This window comes from Gordonia sp. NPDC003422 (genome assembly GCF_053588675.1).
Genome location: NZ_JBSFQL010000037.1, coordinates 1 through 14,866 on the forward strand (window position 1 = coordinate 1; position 14,866 = coordinate 14,866).

12 protein-coding genes and 1 tRNA gene are annotated in these 14,866 nt (G+C 66.5%); 7 read left to right on the forward strand and 6 right to left on the reverse strand.

The features are described from left to right. Positions 1–127: 127 nt before the first annotated feature. A complete protein-coding gene (locus tag ACWDTF_RS22815) occupies positions 128–985 on the reverse strand; it encodes a maleylpyruvate isomerase family mycothiol-dependent enzyme (protein WP_240862277.1) in 858 nt (285 codons plus the stop codon). A 113-nt stretch (positions 986–1,098) separates the two neighbouring features. Here ACWDTF_RS22815 and ACWDTF_RS22820 point away from each other — a divergent pair, with 113 nt between their 5' ends. The 3 genes from ACWDTF_RS22820 to ACWDTF_RS22830 all read left to right on the forward strand — a co-directional run bounded on the left by ACWDTF_RS22820 (position 1,099) and on the right by ACWDTF_RS22830 (position 3,938). After that, the gene (locus ACWDTF_RS22820; RefSeq protein WP_449755115.1) at positions 1,099–2,760 is read left to right on the forward strand and encodes a serine/threonine-protein kinase; all 1,662 of its coding nucleotides are present in this window, start codon (positions 1,099–1,101) and stop codon (positions 2,758–2,760) included. Positions 2,761–2,816: 56 nt separating this feature from the next. Next, on the forward strand, positions 2,817–3,791 hold the full coding sequence (locus ACWDTF_RS22825) for a helix-turn-helix transcriptional regulator (protein WP_449755116.1): 975 nt from the start codon (positions 2,817–2,819) through the stop codon (positions 3,789–3,791). 75 nt (positions 3,792–3,866) lie between these two features. Further along, positions 3,867–3,938, forward strand: a tRNA-Val gene (locus ACWDTF_RS22830). Positions 3,939–4,013: 75 nt separating this feature from the next. Here the strand turns inward: ACWDTF_RS22830 and ACWDTF_RS22835 are convergent. Then, positions 4,014–4,862, reverse strand: a complete 849-nt coding sequence (locus ACWDTF_RS22835) for an oxygenase MpaB family protein (RefSeq protein ID WP_449755117.1) — start codon at positions 4,860–4,862, stop codon at positions 4,014–4,016. Between the two features lie 286 nt (positions 4,863–5,148). On the opposite strand from ACWDTF_RS22835, the gene ACWDTF_RS22840 reads away from it, so the two are divergent. Together ACWDTF_RS22840 and ACWDTF_RS22845 are read left to right on the forward strand one after the other, a co-directional pair. Continuing rightward, positions 5,149–5,997: an SGNH/GDSL hydrolase family protein gene (locus tag ACWDTF_RS22840; protein ID WP_449755118.1), complete on the forward strand. Its 849-nt coding sequence runs from the start codon at positions 5,149–5,151 to the stop codon at positions 5,995–5,997. A gap of 157 nt (positions 5,998–6,154) precedes the next feature. Next, positions 6,155–8,800, forward strand: coding sequence for an acyltransferase family protein (locus ACWDTF_RS22845; RefSeq protein WP_433255286.1), 2,646 nt, complete (start codon positions 6,155–6,157; stop codon positions 8,798–8,800). A 50-nt stretch (positions 8,801–8,850) separates the two neighbouring features. Here ACWDTF_RS22845 and ACWDTF_RS22850 read toward each other — a convergent pair whose 3' ends face one another. After that, positions 8,851–9,822 (reverse strand): GlxA family transcriptional regulator, encoded by a 972-nt coding sequence (locus tag ACWDTF_RS22850; protein WP_240862269.1) that lies wholly within the window; start codon positions 9,820–9,822, stop codon positions 8,851–8,853. 82 nt (positions 9,823–9,904) lie between these two features. Between ACWDTF_RS22850 and ACWDTF_RS22855 the strand changes: the two genes are divergently transcribed. Further along, positions 9,905–10,123: a hypothetical protein gene (locus tag ACWDTF_RS22855; RefSeq protein WP_240862267.1), complete on the forward strand. Its 219-nt coding sequence runs from the start codon at positions 9,905–9,907 to the stop codon at positions 10,121–10,123. A gap of 16 nt (positions 10,124–10,139) precedes the next feature. On the opposite strand, the gene ACWDTF_RS22860 is transcribed toward ACWDTF_RS22855, so the two are convergent. The 3 genes from ACWDTF_RS22860 to ACWDTF_RS22870 form a co-directional block, all read right to left on the reverse strand. Further along, positions 10,140–10,622 carry a peroxiredoxin gene (locus ACWDTF_RS22860; protein ID WP_240862264.1) on the reverse strand — a complete coding sequence of 161 codons (483 nt, stop codon included), beginning with the start codon at positions 10,620–10,622 and terminating at the stop codon, positions 10,140–10,142. Continuing rightward, on the reverse strand, positions 10,619–11,053 hold the full coding sequence (locus tag ACWDTF_RS22865) for a DUF3052 domain-containing protein (protein ID WP_240862262.1): 435 nt from the start codon (positions 11,051–11,053) through the stop codon (positions 10,619–10,621). The genes ACWDTF_RS22860 and ACWDTF_RS22865 overlap by 4 nt, the downstream gene beginning before the upstream one ends. 139 nt (positions 11,054–11,192) lie before the next feature. Further along, complete coding sequence (locus ACWDTF_RS22870; protein WP_240862260.1) at positions 11,193–11,789, reverse strand: hypothetical protein; 597 nt, start codon at positions 11,787–11,789, stop codon at positions 11,193–11,195. Positions 11,790–12,009: 220 nt separating this feature from the next. On the opposite strand from ACWDTF_RS22870, the gene aceE reads away from it, so the two are divergent. Next, the gene (gene aceE / locus ACWDTF_RS22875) at positions 12,010–14,844 is read left to right on the forward strand and encodes a pyruvate dehydrogenase (acetyl-transferring), homodimeric type (RefSeq protein WP_449755119.1); all 2,835 of its coding nucleotides are present in this window, start codon (positions 12,010–12,012) and stop codon (positions 14,842–14,844) included. Positions 14,845–14,866 lie beyond the last annotated feature (22 nt).

Consider the following 14,866-nt stretch of genomic DNA (forward strand, 5'->3'; position numbering starts at 1 on the left):
CGCCACGCCGATAGCCGGCACCCACGACAACCAGTGCCGAGTTGGAGAACGCGAGTGCTGCAGCACTCGCGTTCTCCAACTCAACTCGAGTTCTCACAGTTCGACGACCGAAACAGTCTTCTTCGAATCAGATCACGTAGTTCAGGTTCGTCAGAATCCGGTCGGCGATCTCCCGGTCACCCTCGACCGTCACTGCTGCGGGGTCGGCGTCGCGTCGTCCGCCGGCGAGTCGAGCCAGATCGATCGCGTCGAGCGTGAGCCGGACAGTGGCGGCGTCGTCGCCGGGCAGATTCGGCCCGCTCGCTGCGTTCCCGGCGCCGGCCTCGAATTCATCAACCGCGACGGCGCGCTCGGCGACCACGATCCGAACGTCGGTCGGCGCGGCGCCGGTGATCCGAAACAGGACCGAGGTGCCCGCGGGCGCACCTGCGCGTTTGCCGACCACGAACGGCAGCGAGGCCGCGATCTCGGCGATCGCCCACTGCGCAGCGCCGGTATCGGCCGGTGACGCGACGCCGATGCCGTCGCTCAGGTCGATCTCGTGCATCCAGCAGTCGAAGATGCGAATCCGCATGAACCGGCCGTAGGTGTCGGGACCGGCAGGGGTCATCGACGCGGCATCGAAGTCGTTCTGGCCCATCGCCGCAAGGGCCTCGGTGCGCAGGGCGACGATCTCGTCGAACGCTGCGAGCACATCTGCGCGTGGCTGCCCACGAAAATGCTCGACCCACTTCTCATTCAGTTCACCGATCGGATTGCGCACGTGCGCAAGCGCACTCACGTCCACTGCCGCGACATCACGCCCGGCGAGCAGGCTCTCGGTCCCGATGATGTGGGCCACGATGTCGGCGTTGGTCCAGCCCGGGAGCACAGATGGCACGCCCCACTGATCGGCGTCCATGGTCTCGGCGAGGCCGCGGATACCCGCCCAGGCGGCCACGAGGCCTTCGGTCACCGGGCCGATGGGCAGGATCGTCGTCGCCATCCGAACTCCTCACATGTGGGCTGTGCTTTCACCGTATCGGGCGGACATGGACGCATCGGTGCGATCGGCTGCAACGGTCGCGACCGTCGGCGTCGAGCCACTACGCTGATCACGTGCAGGAGGATCGATCCGGTTCTGTGTTGGGGCATTACAAGATCGACGCCCTGCTCGGACGCGGCGGTATGGGCGAGGTCTACCGCGCCACCGACACCCGCAAGGGCAGGGTGGTCGCGCTCAAACTGCTGCGCGAATCCGTCGCCGACGACCCCGCATTCCGGGATCGCTTCCTCCGTGAATCCCGGGTTGCCGCCTCGCTGAACGACCCGCACGTGATCCCGATTCATGACTGGGGCGAGATCGAGGGTCTGCTCTACATCGACATGCGACTGGTCGACGGCCACGATCTGCGGGCGTTGCTCGACGCAACAGGTCCCCTCGCGCCCAGTCGTGCGCTATCGATCCTGAGCCAGATCGCCGACGCCCTCGACACCGCGCATCGGGGCGGGTTGATCCACCGTGATGTCAAACCCGACAACATCCTCATCGACCGTCGCGATTTCGCTTACCTGGTGGATTTCGGTCTGGCGCAGGCAGACACGGACACCCGGATGACGAGCGCCGGGACCGCCATCGGATCGTTCGGCTACATGGCACCCGAGCGGTTCGGCGACTCCCCACTGGGTGCGCCGGCGGACATCTACGCACTCGGATGTGTGCTCTACGAATGTCTCGCCGGAGCGCACCCGTTCGCGAGCGCGACGACCGTCGAGCAACTCATCGCCGCCCACCTCGCCAAGCAGCCGCCCAGCTTGTCGTCGCCGCTGGACTCGGTGATCGCCCGCGCCATGGCCAAGGATCCGGCGCAGCGATACCTGAGCGCCGGGGACATGATCGACGACGCCCGGGCCTTACAGACTGCCACCGGCATCAAGACCTTGACGCCGCGCGTCGCTCCCCCGACGGTCACCCCTTCAGCGCCTCCGACGATGCCGCCCGCCTACCTCTCGACGGCCGCGCGCCCGGTGTCGCCTCCCCCGCCCACCGGGGGTCAACCGACGTTGCGGGCGTCCGCGGATCGCTTCTCCGGGCCGCATCCCAACCCGCAGTATCCGAATCCGCCGAATCCGAATCCGCAGTATCCGAATCCGCCGTATCCGAGCTACCCGGCTCCAGAGAAGTCACGGTCGATCGCGGTCCCGGCGGCGCTCACCGCGATCGTCGTGCTGGTGATCGCGATCGGCGCCGTCGGGTGGGTGCTTTTCACGTCGGGTTCCGACGACTCGAAGAACGCGGCCGACGTATCGCGGGAGCCGCAGACCGTGACCGTCGAACGCGCGACACCGCAGGTGACCGAGACGACCGCCGAAACGACGGTCGAGACGACGGCCGGACAGACCCCGCCGTTCGTGCCGACGACGACCCAGCCGACCACCCCGCAGCGGGGTGCCGGCGATCTCGGCCTGGCCACCCCGATCTCCCGCCCGGCCTGCGACGGCACCGGGATCGTTGTCGTCGCGAACGCCGTCACACCGGGGCAGTACGCGTCCGAGGTCCAGGGCTACCTGAATTCGTATCCGGGCTTCAGCTACCTGCGCACCGACCAGTCCTGTCCGTCACTGCGGCAGAATCTCAACGGCAATCCAATCTACGCCGTGTACAAAGTCGCGGGTACAACGCTGAGCGAGATCTGCGCCCTGCGCAGCCAGATCGGCGGCGACGCCTACGGCAAGTGGCTGGACACCACCTCCAACCCGACGTCGTACATCACCTGCTGATCCGCTCTTGTCAATGCGGTCAGAAGTTGTCCGCAACATGCGGCAGCATGTGAACCATGCTGGAAACGTCGGCTCGTCTTCTCGCCCTGCTGTCACTGCTGCAGATGCGGCGTGAGTGGTCGGGCAACGAGCTCGCCGACCGTCTGAACATCACCACCCGGACCGTCCGCCGCGACGTCGACAAGCTGCGTGAACTGGGGTATCCGGTCGATGCGACGGTCGGCGTCGGGGGTGGTTATCGCCTGGGCGCCGGTGCCGAGATGCCGCCCCTGCTGCTCGATGACCAGGAAGTGCTCGCGGTCGCGCTCGGGCTCGACGCGGTGACCACCGGGCCGGTCGCCGACATGGCCGAGGCGTCCGCCGGGGCGCTCACCAAACTGCGGCAGGTGATGCCGTCGCGACTACGCCACCGTCTCGACGCGCTGCGGGTCGAGGCCGTGCCCCGCGAGCAGCCGCACAGCGCCCTCTCCGCGGACACGCTGACCGAAATAGCGACGACGTGCCATCGCCTCGAGCTTCTGCGCTTCGACTACCGACGCCGCAACGGCGAGGAAAGCCGCCGCGAGGTGGAGCCCTATCGTCTGGTGCGCAACGGTTACCGCTGGTATCTGGTGGCGTGGGATCTGGCCCGGGAGGATTGGCGTTCGTTCCGGGTCGACCGGATGACGCCCAAGACACCGACCGGTCCGCGATTCACGCCGCGAGAGTTGCCCGACGACAGCGCCGCCGCCTACCTGGCCCGCAATCTCGGTGCCGTGTATCGCCAGGCCACCGCACGCGTTCGGATCCACGCGCCCATGGAGACGGTCGCCGCGATGGTCGACGACTCCTGGGGCGTCATCGAAGCCGGGGACGACCACAGTTGCGAGCTGATCGTGTTCAGCACGTCGCTCACCTCGATCGCGCGCTGGCTGCGCGCGTTCGACGCGGATTTCACCATCATCGAGCCCGACGAGCTACGCGCCGAATGCGCCGAGGTCGCCGCCTACCACGAACGCGCGGCGCAACGGTACCGGCGAGCCGTCGGCTGACGCCTACTAACGGTTTTGCCGTCCCGGCAGGTGAGCCGCTACATTCGTTTGTTGGCGCGCCCAGCAGGCGCCCGAGCGCGTATAGCTCAGCGGTAGAGCTCTGGTCTTACACACCAGCGGTCAGGGGTTCGAATCCCTTTGCGCGCACCGTTACACCCTTGCCGGCCTCCGACCGGTGTGCTCCCACTGACGTGTGAAAAGAGATATACGCGGGCGCACCGTCTACACGGGACAGCCCGATCGCCCCTCTGGGACGGCGAAGGATTCCAAGCCGTACTTGCGGTGCGCCCTCACCAGCTTCTCGTACTCGAGCCGGTTGCGAGCGAGTGGCAGTAGCAGGACACGGTCCGGAAGTACCTTCCAGGACAACTGCAGGAACGCACAAATGATGGCGAACTCGACGTCGTGGTGCGGTCGCAGGCGGAACCCGGTGAGCTTCTGCACGCCCGGATGCATTGCCTTGGAACAGGAGACAACAATGGCGCGGCCAACCACCGGGCGCAATGCATACCAGAGGGGCCGCATCACCACCCGTTCCAGGGGCTTCATGCCCAAGGTGGGCATCGGCAGTCGGGTGAGCCCGGCAAACTGCTCCACCAGGAAAGGTGTCGATGCCAGCTTGGTCTCGACCATCTCCTCGTAGTACGAATCGGCGTCGGCGAGCGTCGGCGGCAACTTTCCCGCAGCGCTCGGCAACTCCAGGTCCATGAACACCTCGCGCAGCATCTGATAGCCGACTTCGCGCTCGGCGGCATTCATCCGGATGCCGGTGCAGAACTCGAAAGTGTTGAGCGACAGCATCATCCCGCTGACCGCGATCCACTTCCAGTTCTCCGGTTTCAGGGCGCTGTACCGGACATCGCGATATGCGCCCCGACCACGGCCACGAACTGCCTTGTGTTGCTCCTTGAGCCACCGAGCCTCGGCAGCGCGGTCGGCCGGGTCGCCCCATGTTGCGAGCATCGCCGACAGACCCCCACGAAAGCCACGATCACTGAAGTTCTCGGCAAACCTGCCCGAGCGGTCGACCGCCGCAGCAACCTCGGGCAAGGCAACCTGATCGAAGGCCACGCCACCGAAGAGTCCCCCAAGCGCACTCCCGGTGTGCTCCGGAACTCTTTCATGACGTCGGCGCGCACCTCTGCGCTGTCCGAACTCGCTACCGGTGCCACCCCGACGTTTGTCGCCACGAAAGCCGCCCCTTGCCTCGCTCGATTGACGCTTGATAGACGCAATGAGTGAATTCTATCACCCATCGAGGGGCGTCGAGGTTGCACTTCCGCGACGTCCGCTTGACCCAATCGTTGTGCTCTTCGGATTGCCAGCACTGTTACAGGTGTTGTTTAGTGGGGTCATTGTGACTAACAGACGCCCACGCCCCGCCCGCACGCTGGTTAGACGTGCGGGCCTCGTCGCTGCGGTCGCTGCAGCGCTGACCGCTTTCGGCGCGGCCGGTGCCCACGCCGCCCCGAACCCCGACATCAAAACCCCAGACGCCAACAGCTCCGTCGACCTGCTCGGCCAGCTCACGCAACTCCCGATCATCCGCGACCTCCTACCGAAGCCGGGTACCGGCAACGGCCGCACCGGATGCGATCGAGTGATCCAGATCGGCGATTCGACCTCGGTCGGCGTCGATGACGCCGCACGCGTGCCGACTCCCGGCGATCGCCTCACCGCGCAGTACCAGCGAGTGGGCGCACGCACGGTGACGCTCGACGCACTCGGCGGGCGCTCCATCGTGGAACGCGTGAACGGCGAACCGAATGCTGCCGACGCCACTGCGGCGCACCTCGCCAAAGGCGAACGCGGCTGCTGGGTCATCGCGATGGGGGTCAACGACGCGGCGAACATCGCGGTGGGCAGCCGGGTCAACGCCGATCAACGCATCGACCGGATCATGACTCAACTTCGCGGACAACCTGTCCTGTGGCCGACGGTCTCCACCACGCCGGCGGCAAGCAACAAGGCGTACAACGCCGCCGCCATGCGCGGCTTCAACGACGCGCTGCGACGAGCGACCTCGAGGTACCCCAACCTCGCCGTCTACGACTGGGCAGCACACGCCAACGCCAACCTCTTCTCCGACGGCATCCACTACACCGCGGCCGGGACCGCCCAACGCAACGCTCGATTCGCCGACGCGCTTGCCACCGCATATCCCAACCCGTCTCCGACGACGCCGCGGATGAACTGGATCGCCTGACCGCTCGCTCCTGCCCCCAACTATTCGACCGACCGGGGGACGCGGAACTGAAGTCGGCCCGTATACACTCGCAAGCTGACTCCACTGGTTCGTTCGACGCTGCCGTCGACGATTCCAGGCTTGTTTCCCATCCCCCACCGAGGTTGAGCCACAACCAATGCCACGTCCCGCCCACGCGGGGACGACCTACCTGCCAGCGCTGGACGGACTCCGTGCGCTGGCAGTTGCCTTCGTCGTCCTCTATCACCTTCATGTGCCCGGGTTCACCGGTGGGCTTCTCGGCGTCGGTGTCTTCTTCACGCTCAGCGGCTACCTGATCACGTCGCTGCTGCTGCGTTCGCGCGAACGCACCGGCGGGTTCGAGCTGAACAAGTTCTGGCTCTCCCGCGCGCGCCGTCTGTTGCCGGCACTGATCCTGGTGCTCGTGACGTCGCTCGCCGCAGCGGCCATCGCTCGACCGGCAAAGCTCGGCGAGTACTCACAGCAAGCATTGAGCGCGTCGTTCTATGTCAACAACTGGCACAACATCGCCGTCTCCGACGACTACTTCAACCGCTTTCTCGGCCCGGGGCCGTTCGATCATCTGTGGTCGCTGTCGATCGAGGAACAGTTCTACATCGTGTGGCCGCTGCTCCTTCTGGGACTGATACTGCTCTTGCGGCGCCGGGTCTTCGTGACGGTGGCGATCATCGGACTCGCACTGATTTCGTTCCTTCTGCTCGACGCCGTCGCGCACGCAGGAATCGACAACACGCGCGCCTACGAAGGCACCGACACCCGCGCCGGCGGCCTTCTTCTCGGTGCGGCGCTTGCGTTTTGGTGGCCGGCCCGCCCACGGACGGTGACACACAACCAGCGCTGCGTGATCGACGTGATCGCCCTGATCGGACTGGCGACAATCGTGCACCTGGTCCGCGCCACCCCAGACGGCGCGATGTCGCTCTACAGCAGTGGCATCGCCGTTCTCACGATCGCGACCTGCGCGGTCCTGGTCGCCACCGTCGTCCCCGAGACCCTCGTCGCCAGCGCGCTGGGAATCGCCCCGCTGCGATGGATCGGCGAACGGTCCTACGGCATCTACCTGTGGCACATGCCTGTGATCGCCTTCCTGCCGGCCAACGTCCGAGTCGGGCATCCGGTCGCCGCGGGCACCCTCGTCATTCTGGCCACTCTGTTGCTGTCCTGGGCCTCGTGGCGCTACGTCGAAGATCCCATCCGCCGCCACGGCCTGCGCGCCGCCTTCAGTACCCAACCGATTGCGAGGAAGCCCATGGGCCAGCAGCTGGTACAGAAGCTGATCGACCTGCTCACCCGCCTGCTCGGTGTGCTGACGGGGCTGGCCGCCCGGCTGGAAGCGCGCGGCGAGAAGAGCCCGAGGCCTGACGCCGTCGAATCCCCGGTGCCAGTACTCGACTCCGACGCGCATGCCCCCGACGCTGACTCGCCCGACACCGACGCCCCCGACGCTGACCGGACAGACGAGCCGATCGAGGTGGAGATCGCCCTCGACGAGACCGTCGCACATGCGCCCGACGATGGACCCAAGTACGACACGCCCGAGCCGGTTGAGTGTGAGGACGCCGAAGGCTCCGACGGTGAACTTGCCGAGGACGCACCGGTCAGCGAGCCTGCTGACGCGGTTGTCCTCAACGAGACTGCCGACGACACCGTCGACGAATCCGACTCCGAGGTCCGCGTCATCGAGACGGCAGCGGTCGACGCCGATACCGATACCGGTACCGACAGTGCCGAACCGGACGGCGAGATCGCGGCGTCCGCCGACCCCGCACCTGACACCGACCCTGCTCCGGAGACCGACCCCGCACCTGACACCGTCAGGGCCCTCACCGACGAACGCGAACTGGAGACGGTCCCCGCAGGTCCGCCCGAGTCGCAACGACTGTTTGACCGGGTGCCGCGATTGGCGGTCTCGCTGGTTGTGGTGACAGCGCTGGCGGTCGGGACGCTGGTTGCCATCAGCGCTATCAAGGCGTCTGCGCCCGACGACGGGGGCGCGGACCCGGCACTGGCCACCGAGCTCGCTCCAACGTCACCCGCCGTCCGATACGGCCCGACGATCCCCGTTGTCGACCGGCGCACCAGGTGCCGAACGGTCATCCACATCGGCGACTCCACCTCGATCGGCATGAACAGCATCGACACCCTCCCGCGGGCGTCCGAGCGGATCACCGGCCGCTACCAGCAGGTCGGGGCGCGGACGGTCATCACCGACATCGTCGGCGCACGGTCGAGCCTGGAGACGGTCAACGGCGAACCCAACGCGGCCACCGCGATTGCCGGGCATCTTGCTCGTGGGGAACGCGGATGCTGGGTGATGGCGATGGGCATCAACGACACCGCCAACATCGAGGTCGGCGGCCCGGGTCCGCTCAGCATGCGCATCGACCGACTCCTCGGGCCACTGAAGGATCAGCCCGTCATGTGGCCGACGGTGATCACCAGCAGCCTCAACGAGAATCCGGCCTACAACAACGCAGCGATGCGCCGATTCAACCGCGCACTGGTGAAGGCCTGCGAGCGGTACCCCAACCTGCGCATCTACGACTGGGCCGCCGAGACCAAACCGTCGTGGTTCATCGACGGCATCCACTACACCGCACCGGGATACGTCGAACGCGCCTACCGGTTCTCGATCGCGCTCGCGACCGTCTTCCCCGCCACCGACTTCCCGCCGGCGACGTGCCTGCTGCGGTCGTCGGACGTGGTTGCGGCCCCCAAGCCTGTCCCGCCGCCGGCCGCGGCCCCGCCGAACCGGCTCGCCATCGGAACTCCGACGCCCTGACGCGAGTCGGCAACCGGCGTTGCCTTGAATCTGCGTCGGCGTGAGTCCCATCATTGCGACACGGGGACGTCGCTCGCACACGCGAACCGACGCCGATAGGCCAGCGGCGCGACGCCGACTGCCGAGGCGAAGTGATGCCGAAGAAGCGTTGCCGACGCGAACCCGACGAGCCTCGCCACCTCCTCGATGGGCAGGTCGGTCTGTTCGAGCAGCCCCTTGGAAGCCAGCACGCGTTGTTCGGTGAGCCACCGGCGCGGTGCGACGCCCACCTCGTCGACGAATCGCCGAGCAAAGGTCCGCCCCGACATGTGCATCCGGGCCGCCAGATCGTCGACGGTGAGATCGCGGTCGAGGTGTTCGACCATCCACTCCAGCAATTCCCCGAACCCGGCGTCGGCGCAGGTCGGCATCGGCATGTCGACGAACTGTCGCTGGCCGCCGTCGCGGTGCGGTGGCACCACCATGCGCCGAGCGATTCGGTTGACCACCGCCGGACCCCACGACTCGCGCACGAGATGGAGTGCGGCATCGATCCCGGCGGCCGTGCCCGCGCTGGTGGTGATCGGACCGTCGTCGACGAACAGGACATCGGTGTCCACCCGCGCCTGTGGGTACATGCGTCCCAGCTTCGCGCCGTAGCGCCAATGCGTCGTACACCGCCGACCGTCGAGCAGGCCGGCCGCGCCGGCGACGAAGGCGCCCGAACACACGGTGAGCACACGTCCTCCGTTGTCGACCACCGTGCGCAACGTCTCGAGGATCTCGCTCGGGTAATCGCCTGAGGTACTGCCACCGGGAATCGCCACCAGGTCGACGTCGCGGCAGTCCTCGAGCGAGTGCGGTGCCGCGATCGTCACCCCGTTTCCCACATTCAGCGCTGCGCCGGGTTCGGGCGACGCGACGCGGAAGTCGAACGCAGGCACACCGTCGTCGGTGCGGTCGAGGCCGAAGACCTCACTGAGCACGCCGAACTCAAAGAGCGCGACGTCTCCGAACAGGAGTACTCCGATGGATCGCAACACACACCCAGTGTGGCAGATTCTTTGCGAACAATGTCTTTCCCGCCTCTGTTGGCAGGAACTTTATGCGCGCATGATTTCTTCCATGACCGCACTCACCATCGTTCTCGCCATCGCCATCGTGCTACCGATCGCCGTAATCGTGTACCGCACGCACCGCCGGGTCGACGACCCGAGGCCGATCCCACTGGGATATCTCGTCGACTGGGCAACCCGCGCCCAAACACGTCGCTACGGACCCGACACCGACCGCATCATCGCCGAACTCGACATCCTCGCCCGGTCCGATCGCACTCGGAACTGAACCACTGGGGCGTGTCTCAGCCCAGCGCGGTGAATGCCTTGTCCCACAACGCTTGTTCGCGCACCTCACCGGGGCCGACCACGTCGGAGAACACGATGTCACCGTCCGGTCCGACGAGGAAGGTGCCGCGGTTGGCGATCCCCCGCTCGGCGTCGAACACCCCGTAGGCCTGTGCGACCGCACCGTGCGGCCAGAAGTCCGACAGGATCGGGAACAGAAATCCCTGCGCCGACGACCAGACCTTGTGCGTGGGTGATGCCCCGACCGATACCGCGACCGTTGTGAGCGCGTCGTTGTCGAACTGCGGCAGGTTGTCGCGGATGTGGCCGAGTTCGCCCTGACAGGTTCCGGTGAACGCCAGCGGGAAGAACACGACCAGCACCGAGCCGTCTGCGCGGAGTCGTTCCAGCGACACGACCTGATGATTCTGGTCGCGCAATTCGAAATCGGGCGCGCGGGTACCGACGGGCAACGGCCCTGTCGGTGACGCGTCGTTCATGCGCGCTTTCCGGGGCGGGCCTTGGGCTGAACGAGCCGGGACCCCGACCACTCACCCAGGTTCACCACCGACGTCTGCGTCAATCCGGCAGTCGTCGCGGCCTCGGCGATCTCGCTCGGATCGACATAGCCCGTGTTCCCGGTCTTCGGCGAGACCACCCACACGAACCCGTCGTCGGCCAGCGGCGAGATCACATCCATCAACTCGTCGACAAGATCGCCGTCATCGTCGCGCCACCAGAGGAGGACCATGTCGATGACGTCGTCGGCGTCATCGTCGAGCATTTCGGCTCCGATGGCGTCTTCGATGTCTGCACGCAGGTCGTCGTCGGTGTCCTCGTCCCAACCCAGCTCCTGCACAACCATGCCGGATTCCAGACCGAGTTTGTCGGCCCTACTACCCCCCGAGCTACCGTCTGTGGCGGCTACCACCGCGCGAAACCTCCTACAAGTGCCAATGTGGTGCTGGACGAACTTAGAGAACAGCCTAGGGCATGTCTTTCAGTTCCACTGGGAGGCATGAACGGATTCGTTTTGTTGCACTCCCCCGGCCACTGCGTCGAGCGGGCGCTCACCCGGGCGTCGCCGACGGACGCGGTGTCGCGGACGTGGCCGCGGGCATGGGTACGTACGGTGCACAGGCATCGAGGAGGCGCTGCTTGTCGCCGGTCCAGCCGCTCGCGATCGGGTTGAGTGCGACCAACAATTCGCGACGGATGCCGTCCTCCAACCGCCCACTCGACGCCAGGAACGCCCGGGCCGGAGCAGCGACGTCTGCCGGGGTCACGCCGGTGATGTGCGGACGAATCTGATCGGCACCGGCGATGAGGCTTGCACGGGCCTTGTTGTCCAGATCGCCCACCGCCGGGTAGTTGTGCGCCTGGTTCAACCGACCGACGAAGGTGTTGTAACCCCGCACCATCACCACCATCGCGGCCATCGCCTCACGACACAGCTCGACACCGGCCGTCTTCGCCTTCGACTGACGCGCCGCGGTCACCTCGGACCGGTAGGCGGCAACCTCGCCCGGCGCCGCCACGCCGTGTCCGGGCAGCGTCGTCGCGCACGACGACAGCACGAGAGCACCTGCGGCGAGACCCACGAACAGCGCCACCAGACGAGTCGCCGACGCCGCGGCGAAACGTCTCCGCGCCGGTCCGCCCCACATGCTCAACTCCTTACGCGTCAGTAATAAGGACCAAACGCTACCGCACCCATGACGCGCGAGATGGCCAACACCGCCGCACCCGGTGCCAAGCGACCTCACATGGGGCACGATGTGAGAGGGACACCGCAGTTCTCACCATCTCCGAGGAAGCGGCGCCCATGTCATCGGACGCCGGACCTCCACCCGTTGGCCCGGCCGAGTCGAGGGAGTAGGCAACACAGTGACCCATGAGGCACCGACCGAACAGGCAAGCGCGAGCGGAAGCGACACATCGACAGGGAGCGACGGCACCGTCGATCTCTCGCGGAATGGTCACTCCAATCGCGTCCGCGTCATCCGTGAAGGAGTCGCGTCGTACCTGCCCGACATCGATCCAGAGGAGACCGGCGAGTGGCTGGAATCCTTCGATCAGCTGATCGATCACGCCGGACCATCCCGAGCGCGCTATCTCATGCTGCGGCTGCTGGAACGGGCCGGTGAGAAGCAGGTCTCCATCCCGTCGCTGACCTCGACCGACTACGTCAACACGATCACCACCGAACGCGAGCCCTGGTTCCCGGGCGACGAGGCGGTCGAACGCCGGTTCCGCCGCATCCTGCGCTGGAACGCCGCGATCATGGTGCACCGTGCGCAACGACCCGGCGTCGGCGTCGGCGGCCACATCTCGACCTACGCGTCCTCGGCCACCCTCTACGAGGTCGGCTTCAACCACTTCTTCCGCGGCCTCGACCACTCCGGCGGCGGCGACCAGATCTTCATCCAGGGCCATGCCGCGCCGGGAATCTACGCACGTGCCTTCCTCGAGGGCCGCATCGACGAGGCCCGCATGGACGGCTTCCGCCAGGAACACAGCCACGCCGGCGAGGGTGGCGGCCTGCCGTCGTATCCGCACCCCCGACTGATGCCCGAGTTCTGGCAGTTCCCGACAGTCTCGATGGGTCTGGGACCGATGAACGCCATCTACCAGGCCCGGTTCAACCACTACCTGCACGATCGGGGCATCAAGGACACCTCCGACCAGCACGTGTGGGCGTTCCTCGGCGACGGCGAGATGGACGAAACGGAGTCGCGCGGATTCGCGAGCTTCGCCGCCACCGAGGGTCTCGACAACCTCACCTTCGTCGTCAACTGCAACCTGCAGCGACTCGACGGCCCGGTCCGTGGCAACGGCAAGATCATCCAGGAGCTCGAATCGTTCTTCCGCGGCGCCGGCTGGAACGTCATCAAGGTCATCTGGGGCCGCGAGTGGGACAAGCTGTTCTACGCCGACCACGAGGGCGCGCTGGTCAACCTGATGAACACCACGCCCGACGGCGATTTCCAGACCTACCGCGCCAACGACGGCGGTTTCATCCGCGACCACTTCTTCGCCCGCGACCCGCGGACCAAGGAACTCGTGAAGAACATGTCCGACGCCGACATCTGGGAGATGAAGCGCGGCGGACACGACTACCGCAAGGTCTACGCCGCCTACGCGGCAGCGATGGCCCACAAGGGGCAGCCGACCGTCATCCTCGCGCACACCATCAAGGGCTATCTGCTCGGCAGTCACTTCGAGGGACGCAACGCGACCCACCAGATGAAGAAGCTGACCCTCGACGATCTCAAGGCCTTCCGCGACAACAACCGGATCCCGATCACCGACGAGCAGCTCGAAAAGGACCCCTACCTTCCGCCGTATTACAACCCCGGGCCCGAGTCGGCGGAGATCCAGTACATGCTCGACCGCCGCAAGGCGCTCGGCGGATCGCTGCCGGAACGGCGGACCAAGGCGAAGGCACTGAAGCCCGACGTCAGCCAGGCGCTCAAGACGAGCGGCAAGGGATCCGGCAAGCAGCAGGTGGCCACCACCATGGCGCTGGTCCGCATCTTCAAGGACCTGTTGCGCGACAAGGAGATCGGCAAGCGCATCGTCCCGATCATCCCGGACGAGGCCCGCACCTTCGGCATGGACTCATGGTTCCCGAGCCTCAAGATCTACAACCGCAACGGGCAGCTGTACACGGCCGTCGACGCCGAGCTGATGCTCGCCTACAAGGAGAGCTCGGAAGGGCAGATCCTGCACGAGGGCATCAACGAGGCCGGATCGGCGGCGTCGTTCACCGCCGTCGGCACGTCGTACTCCACGCACGGCGAACCGATGATCCCGCTCTACATCTTCTATTCGATGTTCGGTTTCCAGCGGACCGGCGACAGCTTCTGGGCCGCCGCCGACCAGATGGCCCGCGGTTTCGTCATCGGCGCGACAGCCGGACGCACGACGCTCACCGGTGAGGGACTGCAGCACGCCGACGGGCACTCACCGCTTCTCGCGGCGACCAACCCGGCGGTGGTGGCCTACGACCCCGCGTTCGCCTTCGAACTCGGCCACATCATCGCCGACGGTCTCAAGCGCATGTACGGCGAGAATCCGGAGAACATCTACTACTACCTGACCGTCTACAACGAGCCGTTCAGCCAGCCCCCGCAGCCGGAGAATCTGGACGTGGCCGGCGTCCTCAAGGGCATCTACCGCTTCGCCGACGCGCCGGAGGGCAAGGAACACCCGGCCAGCATCCTGGTGTCCGGGATCACCATGCCCGATGCCCTGCGCGCCCAGGAGATCCTCGCCGAGGAGTGGAATGTCGGCGCCAACGTCTACTCGGTGACGTCGTGGAGCGAACTCGCCCGCGACGGCATCCGGGCCGATCGGGCCGCGGTGCGCGAACCGTCGACCGACGGCGGCCGCGCGTACCTGACCGAGGTTCTCGGCGAGGTTCCCGGTCCGTTCGTCGCGGTCAGCGATTACATGCGCGGCGTGCAGGAACAGATCCGCGCCTACGTGCCGGGCACCTACCTCACCCTGGGCACCGACGGGTTCGGCTTCTCCGACACCCGACCGGCCGCGCGGCGATTCTTCAACGTCGACGCGCAGTCGATCGTCGTCGGCGTTCTGGTCGCACTCGCCCGCGACGGGCACATCCCGATGACCGTCGCACGCGAGGCGGCGGACAAGTACAAGATCACCGACGTCTCGGCGGCCGAGGTCTCGTTCGCGGATACCGGGAGCGCCTGAGCAGACCGGACCGTCGAGCACG

What these genes read in the sequence shown, in the direction of transcription:
- ACWDTF_RS22855 (WP_240862267.1), top strand. Translation starts at nt 9,905, where the DNA reads ATGACCGCACTCACCATCGTTCTCGCCATCGCCATCGTGCTACCGATC.
- ACWDTF_RS22815 (WP_240862277.1), bottom strand. Translation starts at nt 985, where the DNA reads ATGGCGACGACGATCCTGCCCATCGGCCCGGTGACCGAAGGCCTCGTG.
- ACWDTF_RS22845 (WP_433255286.1), top strand. Translation starts at nt 6,155, where the DNA reads ATGCCACGTCCCGCCCACGCGGGGACGACCTACCTGCCAGCGCTGGAC.
- ACWDTF_RS22860 (WP_240862264.1), bottom strand. Translation starts at nt 10,622, where the DNA reads ATGAACGACGCGTCACCGACAGGGCCGTTGCCCGTCGGTACCCGCGCG.
- ACWDTF_RS22825 (WP_449755116.1), top strand. Translation starts at nt 2,817, where the DNA reads ATGCTGGAAACGTCGGCTCGTCTTCTCGCCCTGCTGTCACTGCTGCAG.
- ACWDTF_RS22870 (WP_240862260.1), bottom strand. Translation starts at nt 11,789, where the DNA reads ATGTGGGGCGGACCGGCGCGGAGACGTTTCGCCGCGGCGTCGGCGACT.